The following is a 14,996-nucleotide window of genomic DNA, read 5'->3' as shown; positions in this document are numbered from 1 at the left end:
CTGGAGTTTTCGATGACTTCGTACGTAGCCGCGATCGACCAGGGCACCACGTCGACCCGCTGCATGATCTTCGACCACTCCGGCCGGGTGGTCGCCGTCGACCAGCGGGAACACGAGCAGATCTTCCCGAAGGCGGGCTGGGTCGAGCACAACGCCGAAGAGATCTGGGAGAACACGCGGGCCGTCGCCGCGGGCGCGCTGGCCAAGGGGGACCTGGTCGCGAGCGACATCGTCGCGGTCGGCATCACCAACCAGCGCGAGACCACGCTGGTCTGGGACCGCACCACCGGCAAGCCGGTGTACAACGCGATCGTGTGGCAGGACACCCGCACCGACAAGATCGTCAGCGACCTGGGCGCGCTCGGCGGCGGGCAGGAGCGTTACCGCGCGAAGGTGGGCCTGCCGCTGGCGACCTACTTCTCCGGCCCGAAGATCAAGTGGATCCTCGACAACGTTGACGGCGCCCGCGCGAAGGCCGAAGCCGGCGACTTGATCTTCGGCAACATGGACACCTGGGTGCTGTGGAACATGACCGGCGGGGTCGACGGCGGCGTCCATGTCACCGATCCGACCAACGCGTCGCGGACCATGCTGATGGACCTCGACACGCTGACCTGGGACGCCGAGATCGCCGAAGAGATGACGATCCCGCTGTCGATGCTGCCGGAGATCCGGTCGTCGTCGGAGACCTACGGCAAGGTCCGGGAGAAGGGGGCGCTGGCCGGAGTTCCGATCTCGGGCATCCTGGGCGACCAGCAGGCGGCGACCTTCGGGCAGGCGTGCCTCTCGCCGGGTGAAGCGAAGAACACCTACGGCACCGGCAACTTCATGCTGCTCAACACCGGCACCGAGAAGGTCATGTCGGACAACGGGCTGCTCACCACGGTCTGCTACAAGATCGGCTCGAACGACACGGTGTACGCGCTCGAAGGCTCGATCGCGGTCACCGGTTCGCTCGTGCAGTGGCTGCGCGACAACCTCGGCCTGATCGGTTCGGCGGCCGAGGTCGAGCAGCACGCCCGCACCGTCGAGGACAACGGTGGCGCGTACTTCGTACCGGCGTTCTCGGGTCTCTTCGCGCCGTACTGGCGCTCCGACGCCCGCGGCGCGATCGTCGGACTCACCCGGTTCGTCAACAAGGGGCACATCTCGCGGGCGGTCCTGGAGGCGACGGCGTTCCAGTCGCGCGAGGTGATCGACGCGATGAACGCCGACTCCGGCGTCCCGCTGAAGTCGCTGAAGGTCGACGGCGGGATGGTCGTCAACGAACTGCTCATGCAGTTCCAGGCCGACATCCTCGGCGTGCCCGTGATCCGGCCGGTGGTCAACGAGACCACCGCGCTCGGCGCCGCCTACGCGGCCGGGCTCGCCGTGGGGTTCTGGGAGAGCGAGGACGACATCCGCAACAACTGGGCGCAGGACAAGCAGTGGGACCCGTCGATGGACGAGGCCCGCCGCGAATCCGAGTACCGGAACTGGAAGAAGGCGGTCACGAAGACCTTCGACTGGGTCGACGAAGACTGACCCGCCGCTTTGCGCGTGAAGGCCCCTTCCCAAGCGGTTGGGGGCCTTCACGCGCTACGGGGACGAGATCATCCGGGCGAACACGATGACGTTGTCGAGGTAGTTGCGCGACGCCTTGTCGAAGACCCCGCCGCAGGTGATGAGCCGCAGTTCCGGCTCGGTTGTGTCGCCGTAGACGGCGTCGGTGGGGAACTCGTCCTTCGCCACCCGCTCGACCCTCGTGACCGCGAACTCGACCGTCACGCCGTCCTTGCGGGTGATCGAGACCTTGTCGCCGGGCGTCAGTTCCTTCAGCCGGAAGAAGATGCCCTTCTGCTTGTTCCCGTCCACGTGCCCGAGGATCACCGAAGGCCCGATTTCCCCCGGTGTCGGCCCGTGCACGTACCAGCCCGCCTGCATCGGCCGGGTCACCGGCGGCACCTCGATGGTGTCGTCCCCGTTGAGCCCCAGCGGGATCAGGCTGGACCGCGCTTCGATCTTCGGCACGTCGATCGACACCGGATCGGCCTTCGGCAGTCCTCGGGTGACGGCCCCCGCGGCCCGCTCCGGGACTCGCGGCGGAACGACCTCGTCCTGTCCGGACTGGACGAACGCCAAGACGGCCGCCAGAACCACCGCGAGCACCAGCGGTGCCCATCGCACCTTCATGCTCACCCCTTTCGGGAAGCGGTCAGGAGGCCATGCTGCCGTCGCCCGCGTGAGCGGCACCGGAAGGCACCGCGCTCACCTGCCGGGGAGGAACGGTGAATGTTGCCGTATAAGACTTTCCGTTGCAGTTGACGGTCAGCGGGTAGCTGCCGGGCGCGGTGCCGTCTTTGAGTTCGACGTCGGCGCTGACGTTCGCCGGCACCCCGATGAGCGGGCCGTAGTCGTACTTCCCGATGCTCAGCACCGGCGAAGAGAACGTCGTCGACGACGGCGCCTTCAGCCCGTCGCCGCCGGGGCATCGCGCCAGCGCCACGTTGGAGTCACCGTGCACAAACTTGTTGACGAGCCCGAGTTCGTAGGCGGTGTCGTCGTTGAGCTGCACCGTGACACCGGGATCCGGCTCGGGTTGCTGTGCGAAACCGGCTGACGCCCCCGCCAGCACCGCCGCACCGATCGCCACCACTCCGGCGAGAACCCTGCGAATCACGGAAAACCCCTAGCTGTCAACGAAACACCGACACGCGCTAGACGCGGCCGCCCCCGCGAGGGTTGCTTCGCCGGAGGCGATCAGTCCAAGTCGTCGTGGCGCATCAACTGGCGGCCCGCCTCGGTGATCGACCCCGACAGCGACGGGTACACCGAAAATGTCAGTGCCAGATGTTCCACTGTGAGCTGGTTCTGGACGGCGAGCGCGATGGGAAGGATGAGTTCGCTCGCCGTCGGCGCCACGACCACCCCACCGACGACCACACCGGTGGCGGGGCGGCAGAACAGCTTCACGAAACCGCGTCGCAGGCCTTCCATCTTCGCGCGGGCGTTCGTCGCGAGCGGGAGCATGATGGTGCGGGCGGGCACCTCACCCGAGTCGATCGCCTGCTGGCTGATGCCGACGGTCGCGATCTCGGGGTGGGTGAACACGTTGGCGGCGACGGTCTTGAGTTTGATCGGCGCGACACCCTCGCCGAGCGCGTGCCACATCGCGATGCGGCCCTGCATGCTGGCCACGGAAGCCAGCATGAGCACCCCGGTGCAGTCGCCGGCGGCGTAGATCCCGGGCGCGCTGGTGCGGGAAACCCGGTCGACGCCGATGAAGCCGCCGGGGCCGGGCTCGATGCCGACCTTCTCCAGGCCGATGTCGGTGGTGTTGGGCACCGAACCGACGGTCATCAACGCGTGGCTGGCTTCGATCACGCGGCCGTCGGCGAGGTGGATCTCGACGCCCTTTTCGGTGCGCTCCACCTTGTCGGCGCGGGCCTGCTTGACGACCGTGGTGCCGCGCTGCGAGAAGACCTCTTCGAGCACGGCGGCGGCGTCGGCGTCCTCGTGCGGGAGCACGCGGTCGCGGCTGGACACGACGGTGACCTTGACACCCATCTCGGTGTAGGCCGAGGCGAATTCGGCGCCGGTGACACCCGAACCGATGACGGCCAGGTGCTCGGGCAGCTCGCGCAGGTCGTAGAGCTGGCGCCAGTCGAGGATGCGCTCGCCGTCCGGCACGGCGCCGGGCAGCACGCGCGGGGTGGCACCGGTGGAGATGAGGACGACGTCGGCGTCGAGCACCTCGGTCGAGCCGTCGGGGGCGGTGACGGCGACCTTGTGCGTGGCGAGCCCGGCCTCTTCGTCGTCGAAGCGGGCCTGGCCGATGACGACGCGGACGCCCTCGCGCTGGACGCGGGCGCGGATGTCGGCGGACTGCGCGAGCGCGAGACCCTTCACCCGGCCGTGGACGGTCGGCAGGTCGACGCTGGTGTCGGCCATGTCGGTGTTGATGCCGAGCTCGCGAAGGTCGTGCATGTTCGCCAGCGCGCCGGAGGAGGCGATGAACGTCTTCGACGGGACACAGTCGTAGAGCACGCACGCGCCGCCCAGGCCGTCACGCTCGACGATGGTGACGTCGGCTCCGTGCTGGGCCGCGACCAGTGCCGCTTCGTAACCGGCGGGGCCTCCGCCCATGATCACGATCTTGGTCACTGGTCTCCTCCTCGCAGCGGTGTCTGTGACTGCGTTTACCGTACGCGGGCGACCGTTGGGCGGATTGAGTGGCCGGACACGGCATGTGCGTCCAGCCGGGTGACCGCCGGGTCGCTAGGCTGTGGCCGTGCCGTTGTATGCCGCGTATGGATCCAATATGGAGCCCTCCCAGATGTTGGAGCGCGCTCCCCACTCGCCCATGGCCGGCACCGGCTGGCTGGAGGGCTGGAGGCTGACCTTCGGGGGCGAAGACCTCGGCTGGGAAGGCGCGCTGGCGACCATCGTCGAAGACCCGGGCTCCCGGGTCTTCGTGGTGCTGTACGACGTCACCTCGCTGGACGAACCCAACCTCGACCGCTGGGAAGGCGGCGAGCTGGGCATTCACTCCAAGATCCGGCTCCGCGTGCAGACCATGGACGGCTCCGTGCTGGCGTGGCTGTACGTCCTGGACGCCTACGAGGGCGGCCTCCCGTCCGCGCGCTACCTCGGCGTCCTGGCCGATGCGGCCGAGGCCGCCGGCGCCCCCGCCGACTACGTCGACGCCCTCCGCACCCGCCCCTGCCAGGGCATCTCCGGCTGACCCGCGAGTTCCGCCCCCAAGCACGCGAGTTCCGCCCCCAAGCACGCGAGTCACGGCTTCAATCACGCGAGTCGCGCCGTACGACGCTCGAACGCTCCCCGCAACTCCGCCAGTAACCGTCGCGGATCCCGCAGGTCGGCCGCCGTCGCGCGAACCGTGATCCATCCGCGCGCCGCCATCCGGGCGTCCCGCTCGGCGTCATAGTCCTGCCTGCCCTCATGAGCGGCATAGCCGTCGTACTCCAGGGCGATACGCAGTTCAGGCCACGCGAGGTCGAGGACGTACAGCTTCCGTCCGTCGATGGTGCCGATCTCGTACTGGGCGACCGGTACCGGCAGCCCGGCCTCCACGACGATCAAGCGAAGGATGCTCTCCGACGGCGATTCGGCCTCGCCCGTCGCGAGCGCGAGCAGCATCTGCGCCCTGTGGATACCTCGCCGGTCGCGACGGTCGAGAAGGCGATCCCGGACGTTGGTGTGAAGGACCGCCCGATGGTTCGGCGCGAGGTTGTGCATGGCCTCTTCGAGTGCGGCGAACGCTGTTCGCTTGTCGCCGTCGCAGAGGTGGTCGGCCAGCGCGCGATCCAACGAGAACACGGGAAGTTCGTCCAGTTCGACGATATCGGACGGGTGAAATTCTGCCCGGTGCACCACGAGCCCCGACCTCGATTCGACCCGTCTCGAGTACGGGACGGTCAGGTGGACCGTGGTGCCTTCCGCAGCCGAAATCCCATGCAGGGCAAGAGAAGTGACGCCGGACAGCACCGCGGGCGGCCCGATCGCGAGCAGTGCCGCCTGCGCCAGAGTCGGCAGCTTGAGCAGATCCGCGGCGTGGACGACCACGCCTCGCCACGGCTGCGCCAGCGCACCGCGCGCCATCCCTTCGCGGACGGCCCTCCGCCCCAAGATCCTGTCGGCCTCACTACGCGAGACCACCCCATGACGTCCTCCCCAGTTGATCACGTCTTCGAGAATCGAAGATCAGATCGGCCTTGGGAAGACCTGTTTTCCCAAGCTGTGGATAACTCGCCCAGGCTGTGGATAACCCTGTGCGCGGATGTTCGGACCCGTTAGGGCGAACATCCGTGCACAGGGGCGGAACTCGCGTGCTTGAAGACGGAACTCGCGTGCTTGGAGGCGGAACTCAGGCCAGGGTGGCCAGGGCCGTGTGGACCAGCGTGCGGACTCCGCACAGGAGCGAACGCTCGTCGAGGGTGAAGGTCGGGCGGTGGATGTCGGCCATCGGGCCTTCACCGGACCAAACGCCGAGGCGAGCGAAGGCGCCCTGGACGTGCTCCAGGTACCACCCGAAGTCTTCGCCACCGGACGACTGTTCGGTCCCGGCGACGGCGGCCTCGCCCAGCGCGGCCTCGACGCCGGCCCGCATCAGGGCGTGCGACTCCGGATCGGAGACGACCGGCGGCACGCCGCGGCGGTAGTCGAGGGAGAACCCGACCCCGGTCGGCGCGAGCAGCGACTCCACCGAAGCCGCGACGAGCGGCTCCAGCATCGTCCAGACCTCGTGGTCCGCGGTGCGGAGCGTGCCGCGCAGCACCCCGTCCTGCGGGACGGCGTTGGCGGCCTGCCCGGCGTGCACCGCTCCCCAGACCAGCACGGTCCCGGAGCGCGGGTCGACCCGCCGCGAGAGCACCGCGGGCAGCGACGTGATCACGGTGCCCAGCGCGTGCACCAGGTCCGCGGTCAGGTGCGGCCGCGAGGTGTGCCCGCCCGGCGAGGTGAGCCGCAGCTCGATGAGGTCGGCGGCCGACGTCAGCGCGCCTTCGCGCAGGCCGACCTTGCCGACCTCGAGCCGCGGGTCGCAGTGCAGCCCGTAGATCCGCTCGACGCCTTCCATCGCGCCCGCGGCGATCATGTCCAGCGCGCCGCCGGGCATGACCTCCTCGGCCGGCTGGAAGATCAGCCGCACGCGGCCGGGCAGCTCCGGCGCGCCCGCCAGCGCCCGAGCCGCGCCCAGCAGGATCGCGGTGTGCGCGTCGTGCCCGCACATGTGCGCGGCGCCGTCGGTCTTGGAGGCGTACGGGAGGCCGGTGGCCTCGGTCAGCGGCAGGGCGTCCATGTCGGCGCGCAGCGCGACGCAGCGGTCGCCGCTGCCGATGTCGCAGACCACGCCGGTGCCCGTGGGGAGCACCCATGGCTTGAGCCCGACCGAGCGGAGCAGCGACATGACCATTTCGGTCGTGGCGAACTCGTGGCGGGAGAGCTCCGGGTGCGCGTGGATGTGACGGCGCCACGCGACGACGTCGGTGGCGTTCGCGCGGAGCCAGTCGTCGAGCCAGAAAGGGCCGCGTCCGGCACCAAGGTCATGCACAGGTGCCATGCTGACGCCGGCCTCGGAGATCAGCGCGGTGGGCGCCTCCATAGGGGCAACGACGCGACCCTCGGGGTCACCTGGAATGTCCGGACGTGAATCGAGCACCGTCACGCCGCACCTCCTCCCGCGACACAGTCACCTTCGTCTACCACCGTACGAGTGGTCGCTGAAGGCACGCTGGGTGCCGTTCGATCTGTGATACGCATTTGCGATAGATCGTGCACCATGCAGATGACAAGCCGCTCGTCGAGTGATCGAGCCGGAGACGGCCGGTAGTGGATCTGCGATGAACGGCTGTGAGAGTTCGGCCCAGGCTAAGCGGAGAGTCCTTCTACTTACCGGTAGCGGTTCAGGACTTCTTCTTGGAACGGGCGCGGCGGCCGAGGATCACCAGGCCGAGCAGGACGGCCGCGGCGACGCCCGCGATGATCTTCCGCTTGGTCTCCTGGCTGTTGGCCTTGTCGGTCTCGGCGGGGTCGAGCACCGGCCCCGGAGGCGCCTGCGACGGCACCTCGTGCACCGCCGCTGCCTGCGCGATCACCGGCGCGGGCGCCTGGATCTCCACGGCCTGCGCGACAGGCGCGCAGACGACCAGCCCGGCGGCGACGAGTCCGGCAAGCTGCCCGAGACGAGACCTTTTCGGCATGATTCCCTTTCGACGGCGTGGCGCGAACCCGATTCTGCACTCTGCCGGGTTCCCGCGTCAGCCGCCACGCGGAGGACCGGAGAACGCCTCCAGAATCCGTTGCGCGGCCAGCGTCGGGGTCAGCTCACCGTCCCGGACCGCCCGTTCGACGTCCGGGACGACCGCTCGCACGTCCGGATGCGAAGCGAGCCGTCCGAGGAGCTGTTCCCGGACCATCGACCAGGTCCACTCCACCTGCTGCCGTCGTCGCCGTCCGTCCAGTTCACCCGAAGCGGTCAATACGTCGCGGTGACGGCTGATTTCGGCCCACACGTCGTCGAGTCCGACGTCGGTGAGCGCGCTGCAGGTCAGCACCGGGGGCGTCCACTCGGCGTCCCGTCCGTAGATCATCCGCAGCGCGCCGGCGAGTTCGCGGGCCGCGCGTTTCGCGTCGCGTTCGTGGTCGCCGTCGGCCTTGTTGACCGCGATGACGTCCGCCAGTTCGAGGACACCCTTCTTGATGCCCTGCAACTGGTCGCCGGTGCGGGCCAGGGTCAGGAACAGGAAGTGGTCGACCATGTTCGCCACGGTCACCTCGGACTGCCCGACACCGACGGTCTCGACCAGCACGATGTCGTACCCGGCCGCTTCCATCAGCACGATCGTCTCGCGGGTCGCCCGCGCGACGCCGCCGAGCGTGCCCGAAGTCGGCGAAGGGCGGATGAACGCCTTCGGGTCCACGGCGAGGCGCGCCATCCGGGTCTTGTCGCCCAGGATCGAGCCGCCGGTCCGCGTCGACGACGGGTCGACGGCCAGTACGGCGACCTTGTGCCCGGCCTCGGTCAGATCCGTGCCGAGCTGGTCGATGAAGGTCGACTTGCCGACACCGGGAACGCCGGTGATGCCGACGCGCCGTGCGCCGCCCGCGTGCGGGAGCATCTCGACCAGCAGTTCCTGCGCCTGCGCCCGGTGGTCCTCCCGGTTGGACTCGACGAGCGTGATCGCCCGCGACAGCAGGCCGCGGTCACCCGCGAGGACCCCTTTGGCGAGCGCCCCGACGTCGATCTTGCGCGGCAAGGTTCAGGACTCCTGGGCGGTCAGCTGTCCGATGAGATCGATCGCTGCTTCGGCGATCACCGTGCCGGGGCCGAAGATCGCCGCCGCGCCCGCCGCGCGCAGCTCCTCGTAGTCCTGCGGCGGGATGACGCCGCCGACCACGACGATGATGTCCTCGCGGCCCTGGTCGGCGAGTTCGGCGCGCAGCGCGGGGACCAGCGAAAGGTGTCCCGCCGCCAGCGACGAAACGCCGATGACGTGCACGTCGGCCTCGATCGCCTGCCGCGCGACCTCGCCGGGGGTGGAGAACAGCGGGCCGACGTCGACGTCGAAGCCGATGTCGGCGAAGCCGGTCGCGATCACCTTCTGGCCGCGGTCGTGGCCGTCCTGGCCCATCTTCGCGACCAGGATCCGGGGACGGCGGCCCTCTTCCTGTGCGAAACTCTCGACCAGTTCACGGGCCCTCTCGACGTTCTCGGCCTTGCCGACCTCCTCGCGGTACACACCGGAGATGGTACGAATCTGGCCGGAGTGCCGCCCCCAGATCTTCTCCAGCGAGTCGGAGATCTCGCCGACGGTGGCCTTCGCCCTGGCGGCGTCGATGGCCAGGGCGAGCAGGTTCCCGTCGGACTCGGCGCCCGCGGTGAGCCGCCGCAGCGCGTCCTGTGTGGCGTCCTCGTCCCGCTCCTCGCGCAGCCGGCGCAGTTTCTCCAGCTGCTGCGCGCGCACCCCGGCGTTGTCGACCTTGAGCACGTCGATCTGCTCGTCGTCGGTGACCTGGTACTTGTTGACGCCGATCACCGGCTGGCGACCGGAGTCGATCCGCGCCTGCGTCCGCGCCGCGGCCTCTTCGATGCGCAGCTTCGGGATGCCGGCGTCGATCGCCTTCGCCATCCCGCCCGCCTGCTCGACCTCGGTGATGTGGCCCCACGCCTTGCGCGCGAGGTCGTAGGTCAGCTTCTCGACGAACGCGCTGCCGCCCCACGGGTCGATGACGCGTGTGGTGCCGGATTCCTGTTGCAGCAGCAGCTGCGTGTTCCGCGCGATGCGCGCGGAGAAGTCGGTCGGCAGCGCCAGCGCCTCGTCGAGGGCGTTGGTGTGCAACGACTGCGTGTGGCCCTGGGTCGCCGCCATCGCCTCGACGCAGGTGCGGACGACGTTGTTGTAGACGTCCTGGGCGGTCAAGGACCAGCCGGAGGTCTGCGAGTGGGTCCGCAGGCTCAGAGACTTGGAACTCTTGGGGTCGAAGCCCTTCACCAGCTTCGCCCAGAGGAGTCGCGCCGCGCGGAGTTTCGCGACCTCCATGAAGAAGTTCATCCCGATCGCCCAGAAGAAGGACAGGCGCGGCGCGAACTTGTCGACGTCCAGCCCGGCTTCGACTCCGGCGCGGATGTACTCGACGCCGTCCGCGAGCGTGTACGCCAGCTCCAGGTCGGCGGTCGCCCCGGCTTCTTGCATGTGGTAGCCGGAGATGGAGATCGAGTTGTACTTCGGCATGTTCCGCGAGGTGAACGAGAAGATGTCCGAGATGATCCGCATCGACGGCTGCGGCGGGTAGATGTAGGTGTTGCGGACCATGAACTCCTTGAGGATGTCGTTCTGGATGGTCCCGGCCAGTTTGTCCGGCGTGACACCCTGTTCCTCGGCCGCGACGACGTACAGCGCGAGTACCGGCAGGACGGCGCCGTTCATGGTCATCGAAACGCTCATCTTGTCGAGCGGGATGCCGTCGAAGAGCTGGCGCATGTCATAGATCGAGTCGATCGCGACGCCCGCCATGCCGACGTCACCGGCGACGCGCGGGTGGTCCGAGTCGTAGCCGCGGTGCGTCGCGAGGTCGAAGGCGACCGAAAGGCCCTTCTGCCCGGCCGCGAGGTTGCGGCGGTAGAAGGCGTTCGATTCCTCCGCGGTGGAGAAACCCGCGTACTGGCGGATGGTCCACGGCTGGTTGACGTACATCGTCGGGTAAGGGCCGCGCAGATAAGGCGCGATACCCGGATACGTGCCGAGGAAGTCCACTCCGGACAGATCGTCGGCGGTGTAGACCGGTTTGACGCCGATGCCTTCGGGTGTCTCCCACGCGAGCGCGTCGGGCCCCTTGCCGGTGGCGGCGTGCAGTGCTTCGGTCCACTGAGGACGGTCGGCGGGGTCGGGGCCGCCGAGCTCGATTCCGGCGAAGTTCGGGATGGTCATCACTGCACTCCGAGCTCGTTCAACGTGCCGGTCAGGATTTCCAGGGCGTCGCAGCCCGTGTAGAGGTAGCCCGTGACGTCCGGGTGGTCGCCGGGCTTTCCGGCGAGCAGCACCGACGTGGCGCCGGCTTCCTTCAGGGCCTTCGCAACGCTGTCGGCTTCCTCCGCGTAGGAAGTGTTGCTTCCGCAGAGACAGGCGATCTTCGTGCCGCTGGCCCGGAATTCCGCTACGACGTCCTCGGGCGCGCCGGGGTTCACGGCCTCGATCCCGCCCGCTTGGAACAGGTTCGCCGCGAAACTCGCCCGTGCGGTGTGCGCCGCGACCGGGCCGAGCGTGGCGAGGAAGACGCGGGGACGGTTCGGATGCGCGTCCGCCCGGTCCCGCAGGGCCTCGAACGCTTCGGCGTACCGGTGCCGGGGCAGGCCGCCGCCCGGCAGGTCTTCGACGGCGTCGCGAACGACCGCTTTTTCCGTCAAATTGGGGAATTCGCTGACACCGGTGATCGGATCACGCCGGGTCGCGAGCCGCTTCGACCGCTTCTCCCAGGTTTCGGCGAGCCGCGCGGCGAGCGCTCCGGAGGCCAGCTCGGCCTCGATCCCACCGGCCGCCTCGATGGCGGTGAACTCGCGCCACGCGGCCTTGGCCAGGTCTTCGGTGAGGTTCTCGACGTACCAGGAACCACCCGCCGGGTCGATGACACCGGCCAGTTTGGACTCCTCCAGCAGCACGGCGTGCGTGTTGCGCGCGATCCGCGCGGAGAACGCGTCCGGCTGGCCGATCGCGGCGTCGAACGGGAGCACGGTGATCGCGTCCGCGCCGCCGACCCCGGCGCCGAAGCAGGCGAGCGTGGTCCGCAGCATGTTCACCCACGGGTCACGCTGGGTCAGCATCGCGGGCGAAGTGACCGCGTGCTGCCGCATGCCCGCACCCTTGCCACCGGACACTTCGGTGACCCGGGCCCACAGACGCCGCGCGGCGCGGAACTTGGCGATCGTGAGGAACTGGTCGGCCGTGGCGGCGAGCCGGAATTCGATCTGCCCGGCCGCGGTGTCGACGTCCAGCCCCGCTTCGGTGAGCGCCCGCAGGTAGGCGACACCCGCGGCGATGGCCGCGCCGAGTTCCTGCGCGTCCGAGCCGCCGGCCTCGTGGAACGGCAGGCCGTCGGCGACGATCGTCCGCACCTTCGGGTGACTGACGGCGACCCGCGCCGCCAATTCCGCGGCGGGGGCGAGCGGACGCGCCGAACCGGTGCGCGCGGCCGCCCCGATCGGGTCGGCGCCGAGGGTCGCGGTGACCGCGCTCGCCGGAATCTCGCGTTCGGCGAAAAGGGCGAACAACTCGTTCGCGGCGGCCTCGTACTCGTCGCCCGCGTCGAGGATGACGGGTGCGAGGTCGATGTAGACCTCGTTCAGCGCGTCGCCCAGATCGGTGACGGGGACGCCGGTCGCGCCGGCGCGCAGCCAGATGGAGCCGACGCCGCCTTCGAGGTCGGCGAGGATCGCGGCGTTCGTGGCCTTGGCGTCACGGCGCGCGTACCGGGCACGGATGTCCCAGCCGGTCGTCACCGCTCCTTCGGGCCGGGCGCTTCTCACGAACGGCGGAAGGCCGGGGAAACCTGTCCCCTCGACGGCGTCTTCGGCGGTGTAGAGCGGCTGGATCTCCAGGCCGTCGTACGTCCGGGTGACGAGCTTGCTTTCGGGCAGGCCGTCGAACGACTCGTCGATGGCGCCGCTCTTGCGCAGCACTCCGGCCACGAGTTCCCGCCACTGCTCCCGGCTCGCTTCCGGGAACTCCGCCGCGAGCTTCAGCTCTTCGGGCGCGTCGGGCTCGCCTGGGGTCGGCACTGACTCCGTCTCGGCCACTTCCGTCATAACCATCGATGCTAACGGCCCTCAAGTGGCGTTACCTGTGACGCTAGTCGCGCCGAAGGGGTGACTGGGCGGCGGTGGCGAAGTTGGGGCGCGCTGGTCGTGAGTGGCGATCTTGAAAGGTAGTGAAGGCCCCCTTCCCTACCTTCAGGGTAGGTAAGGAGGCCTTCACGGACCTGACCCGAATCACCGTTCTCGCTGCACCGACGACCTGTTCCCAGTGACGTGTTCACTCCGACAGGGCACGGCGCATGGGTCCGTCACACGGGCATACGACACAATTGGGCCGTGCCGTCCGACACCACCGAGCCCAGCGAGAGTCCCGGCGACGAGAAGCGTGTGGTCGCCGGTCGATATCGGTTGCGCTCGGTCATCGGATCAGGGTCGATGGGCACGGTCTGGTCGGCCTACGACGAGTTCCTGCACCGTCCCGTCGCGGTCAAAGAGGTCCGCCTCCCGCCCGGCGTGCCGGCGGCGCAAGCCGACGAGCTGCGCGAGCGGACCCTGCGCGAAGCCCGCGCGATCGCCGTCCTGAGTCACCCGAACGTGATCATCCTGCACGACGTCGCGCGCGAGAACGACGAACCGTTCGTGGTCATGGAGCTGCTGCCGTCGCGAAGCCTCGCGCACATCCTGCGCGACCACGGGCCGCTGACGGTCGAGCAGGCGGCGGCGGTCGGCATCGCGGTGGCGTCCGCGCTCGAAGCCGCGCACGCCGCCGGCATCACCCACCGTGACGTCAAACCGGGCAACGTCCTCGTCGCGGGTGACGGCCGCATCAAGCTCACCGACTTCGGCATCGCGCGCAACGTCTCCGAAGCCACCATGACCCGGACCGGGATGATGCTGGGTTCGCCCGCCTACATCGCGCCCGAGGTCGCCTCCGGCGGCGCCGTCGTCCCCGCCGCCGACCTGTGGGGCCTCGGCGCGACGCTGTTCGCCGCCATCGAGGGCTCGCCGCCCTACGACGCCGACGGCGACCCGCTCGAAACGGTCGGCAAGGTCGTCAACGGGAAGGTGCCGAAGCCCGGTCCCGGTCCGCTGGCCGAAGTGATCGGCGCGCTCATGAAGAAGGAGCCGTCGAAGCGGATCACCCTGCGCGAGGTGCGCCGCCGCCTGTATCCGTTGCAGGCCAAGACACTCATCGACCTCTTCCCCGCCGAGCTGTTCCACACGCCCGACGGCAAGAAGACCACCGCGCACCTCGACGCGACCGACACCCAGGTGATCAAGCAGGTCGGGCCGGAAAAGCCGGGCGAGGGCACGAGTTCCGAACTCGCCGCCGACCCCGGCCCGCTGCCGTTCCTGAATCAGCCCGCGCCGGCGCCTCCCGTCGAACTCGCGCCGATGCCGACCGTCACGCCGCCGCAGCCCCGCCCGCAGGGCCGGTCCACGGTGGGCACGGTGGTGCTGGCGCTCACGTCGGTCGTCCTCTTTCTGCTGGCCGCGGGAGGCGGGTTCGTGCTGGCCAGGGCCGTCGGCGGGCAGGATCTGCGGCCACCGGAGAAGGTGCAGCAGGGCGACACGATCATCACTCGGCCGCCGCCGAAACTGATCACGCAGCAGGGTGACGCCAGCACGGTGAACGGCCTCAAGGGCGGCCGGTTCAGCATCGGTGTCCCGGAAGGCTGGCAGAAGTTCGTCGCGCCGCATGTCACCCGCGGGGTGCCGAGCACCGTGGTCCAGTACGTCTCGCCCGACGGCCGCCAGGTCATCCGGGTCGAGCGGCTGACCGGTTTCCTGGCCGACAGCCCGCCGTCCGCCTACTTCAGCTGGCTGAAGAGCCAGCATCCGGAGATCGCCCCCATCGGTGACCCCACCACCGTGCCCGGCCGGGGCGACAACAGCCAGCGGTACACCTATCGGACGACCGAGCGCGCCGCCGGGAGCCGGGACGCGGTGAACGAGAGCATCACGCGCACGACGTACATGGACCTGTTCAGCGGCGGCACGGATCTGTGGATCCTCTCGGTGACTTCGACGATCGAGCAGGAGAACTCGGCGAAGACCGGGATCTTCGAACCGGTGGCGCTTTCGTTCATCGTCGACGGTTAGCCGGGCGGGATTCCCCGCCGGGGGCGTTCCGTTGAGAGGTAAGGCGAACGTGCCGTGGAGGCTGTTCCCGCCGACTGCCAAGCAGGCTCTTCGTGGCGCAAGCCGATCACGACGCCGATCGTCCGTAAAGGACACCAAGACCCAC

At 69.2% G+C, this 14,996-nt stretch carries 12 protein-coding genes; 3 read left to right on the top strand and 9 right to left on the bottom strand.

Annotated features, from left to right (window positions below):
- Positions 1-12: 12 nt before the first annotated feature.
- Entirely contained in the window at positions 13-1,524 is a 1,512-nt protein-coding gene (gene glpK, locus AC0685_RS09640) for a glycerol kinase GlpK (protein WP_340684567.1), read from the top strand.
- A 54-nt stretch (positions 1,525-1,578) separates the two neighbouring features.
- Here the strand turns inward: glpK and AC0685_RS09635 are convergent, their stop codons facing one another.
- The 3 genes from AC0685_RS09635 to AC0685_RS09625 form a co-directional block, all read right to left on the bottom strand.
- Positions 1,579-2,172, bottom strand: coding sequence for a class F sortase (locus tag AC0685_RS09635; protein WP_478225130.1), 594 nt, complete (start codon positions 2,170-2,172; stop codon positions 1,579-1,581).
- 22 nt (positions 2,173-2,194) lie between these two features.
- Positions 2,195-2,656: a hypothetical protein gene (locus tag AC0685_RS09630; RefSeq protein WP_478225234.1), complete on the bottom strand. Its 462-nt coding sequence runs from the start codon at positions 2,654-2,656 to the stop codon at positions 2,195-2,197.
- Between the two features lie 83 nt (positions 2,657-2,739).
- Positions 2,740-4,143: an NAD(P)H-quinone dehydrogenase gene (locus tag AC0685_RS09625; RefSeq protein ID WP_340684569.1), complete on the bottom strand. Its 1,404-nt coding sequence runs from the start codon at positions 4,141-4,143 to the stop codon at positions 2,740-2,742.
- Between the two features lie 127 nt (positions 4,144-4,270).
- Here AC0685_RS09625 and AC0685_RS09620 point away from each other — a divergent pair, with 127 nt between their 5' ends.
- Entirely contained in the window at positions 4,271-4,723 is a 453-nt protein-coding gene (locus tag AC0685_RS09620) for a gamma-glutamylcyclotransferase family protein (RefSeq protein ID WP_185927259.1), read from the top strand.
- A 62-nt stretch (positions 4,724-4,785) separates the two neighbouring features.
- Here AC0685_RS09620 and AC0685_RS09615 read toward each other — a convergent pair whose 3' ends face one another.
- The 6 genes from AC0685_RS09615 to AC0685_RS09590 form a co-directional block, all read right to left on the bottom strand.
- Positions 4,786-5,628 (bottom strand): DUF559 domain-containing protein, encoded by an 843-nt coding sequence (locus tag AC0685_RS09615; protein WP_478225233.1) that lies wholly within the window; start codon positions 5,626-5,628, stop codon positions 4,786-4,788.
- Between the two features lie 238 nt (positions 5,629-5,866).
- Positions 5,867-7,165: an amidohydrolase gene (locus AC0685_RS09610; RefSeq protein ID WP_478225129.1), complete on the bottom strand. Its 1,299-nt coding sequence runs from the start codon at positions 7,163-7,165 to the stop codon at positions 5,867-5,869.
- A 238-nt stretch (positions 7,166-7,403) separates the two neighbouring features.
- Positions 7,404-7,700: a hypothetical protein gene (locus tag AC0685_RS09605; RefSeq protein WP_478225128.1), complete on the bottom strand. Its 297-nt coding sequence runs from the start codon at positions 7,698-7,700 to the stop codon at positions 7,404-7,406.
- A 57-nt stretch (positions 7,701-7,757) separates the two neighbouring features.
- On the bottom strand, positions 7,758-8,756 hold the full coding sequence (gene meaB / locus AC0685_RS09600) for a methylmalonyl Co-A mutase-associated GTPase MeaB (protein WP_478225127.1): 999 nt from the start codon (positions 8,754-8,756) through the stop codon (positions 7,758-7,760).
- A gap of 3 nt (positions 8,757-8,759) precedes the next feature.
- A complete protein-coding gene (scpA, locus tag AC0685_RS09595; RefSeq protein ID WP_478225126.1) occupies positions 8,760-10,928 on the bottom strand; it encodes a methylmalonyl-CoA mutase in 2,169 nt (722 codons plus the stop codon).
- Positions 10,928-12,799, bottom strand: coding sequence for a methylmalonyl-CoA mutase family protein (locus AC0685_RS09590; RefSeq protein WP_478225125.1), 1,872 nt, complete (start codon positions 12,797-12,799; stop codon positions 10,928-10,930). Before AC0685_RS09590 ends, scpA begins: the two co-directional genes overlap by 1 nt.
- A 285-nt stretch (positions 12,800-13,084) precedes the next feature.
- Here AC0685_RS09590 and AC0685_RS09585 point away from each other — a divergent pair, with 285 nt between their 5' ends.
- On the top strand, positions 13,085-14,851 hold the full coding sequence (locus tag AC0685_RS09585) for a serine/threonine-protein kinase (RefSeq protein WP_478225124.1): 1,767 nt from the start codon (positions 13,085-13,087) through the stop codon (positions 14,849-14,851).
- Positions 14,852-14,996: the final 145 nt, after the last annotated feature.

The organism is Amycolatopsis sp. NPDC043889, from assembly GCF_056435645.1.
This window is presented reverse-complemented; position numbering and strand designations above follow the sequence as displayed.

What these genes read in the sequence shown, in the direction of transcription:
- AC0685_RS09605 (WP_478225128.1), bottom strand. Translation starts at nt 7,700, where the DNA reads ATGCCGAAAAGGTCTCGTCTCGGGCAGCTTGCCGGACTCGTCGCCGCC.
- AC0685_RS09635 (WP_478225130.1), bottom strand. Translation starts at nt 2,172, where the DNA reads ATGAAGGTGCGATGGGCACCGCTGGTGCTCGCGGTGGTTCTGGCGGCC.
- AC0685_RS09590 (WP_478225125.1), bottom strand. Translation starts at nt 12,799, where the DNA reads ATGACGGAAGTGGCCGAGACGGAGTCAGTGCCGACCCCAGGCGAGCCC.
- scpA (WP_478225126.1), bottom strand. Translation starts at nt 10,928, where the DNA reads ATGACCATCCCGAACTTCGCCGGAATCGAGCTCGGCGGCCCCGACCCC.
- glpK (WP_340684567.1), top strand. Translation starts at nt 13, where the DNA reads ATGACTTCGTACGTAGCCGCGATCGACCAGGGCACCACGTCGACCCGC.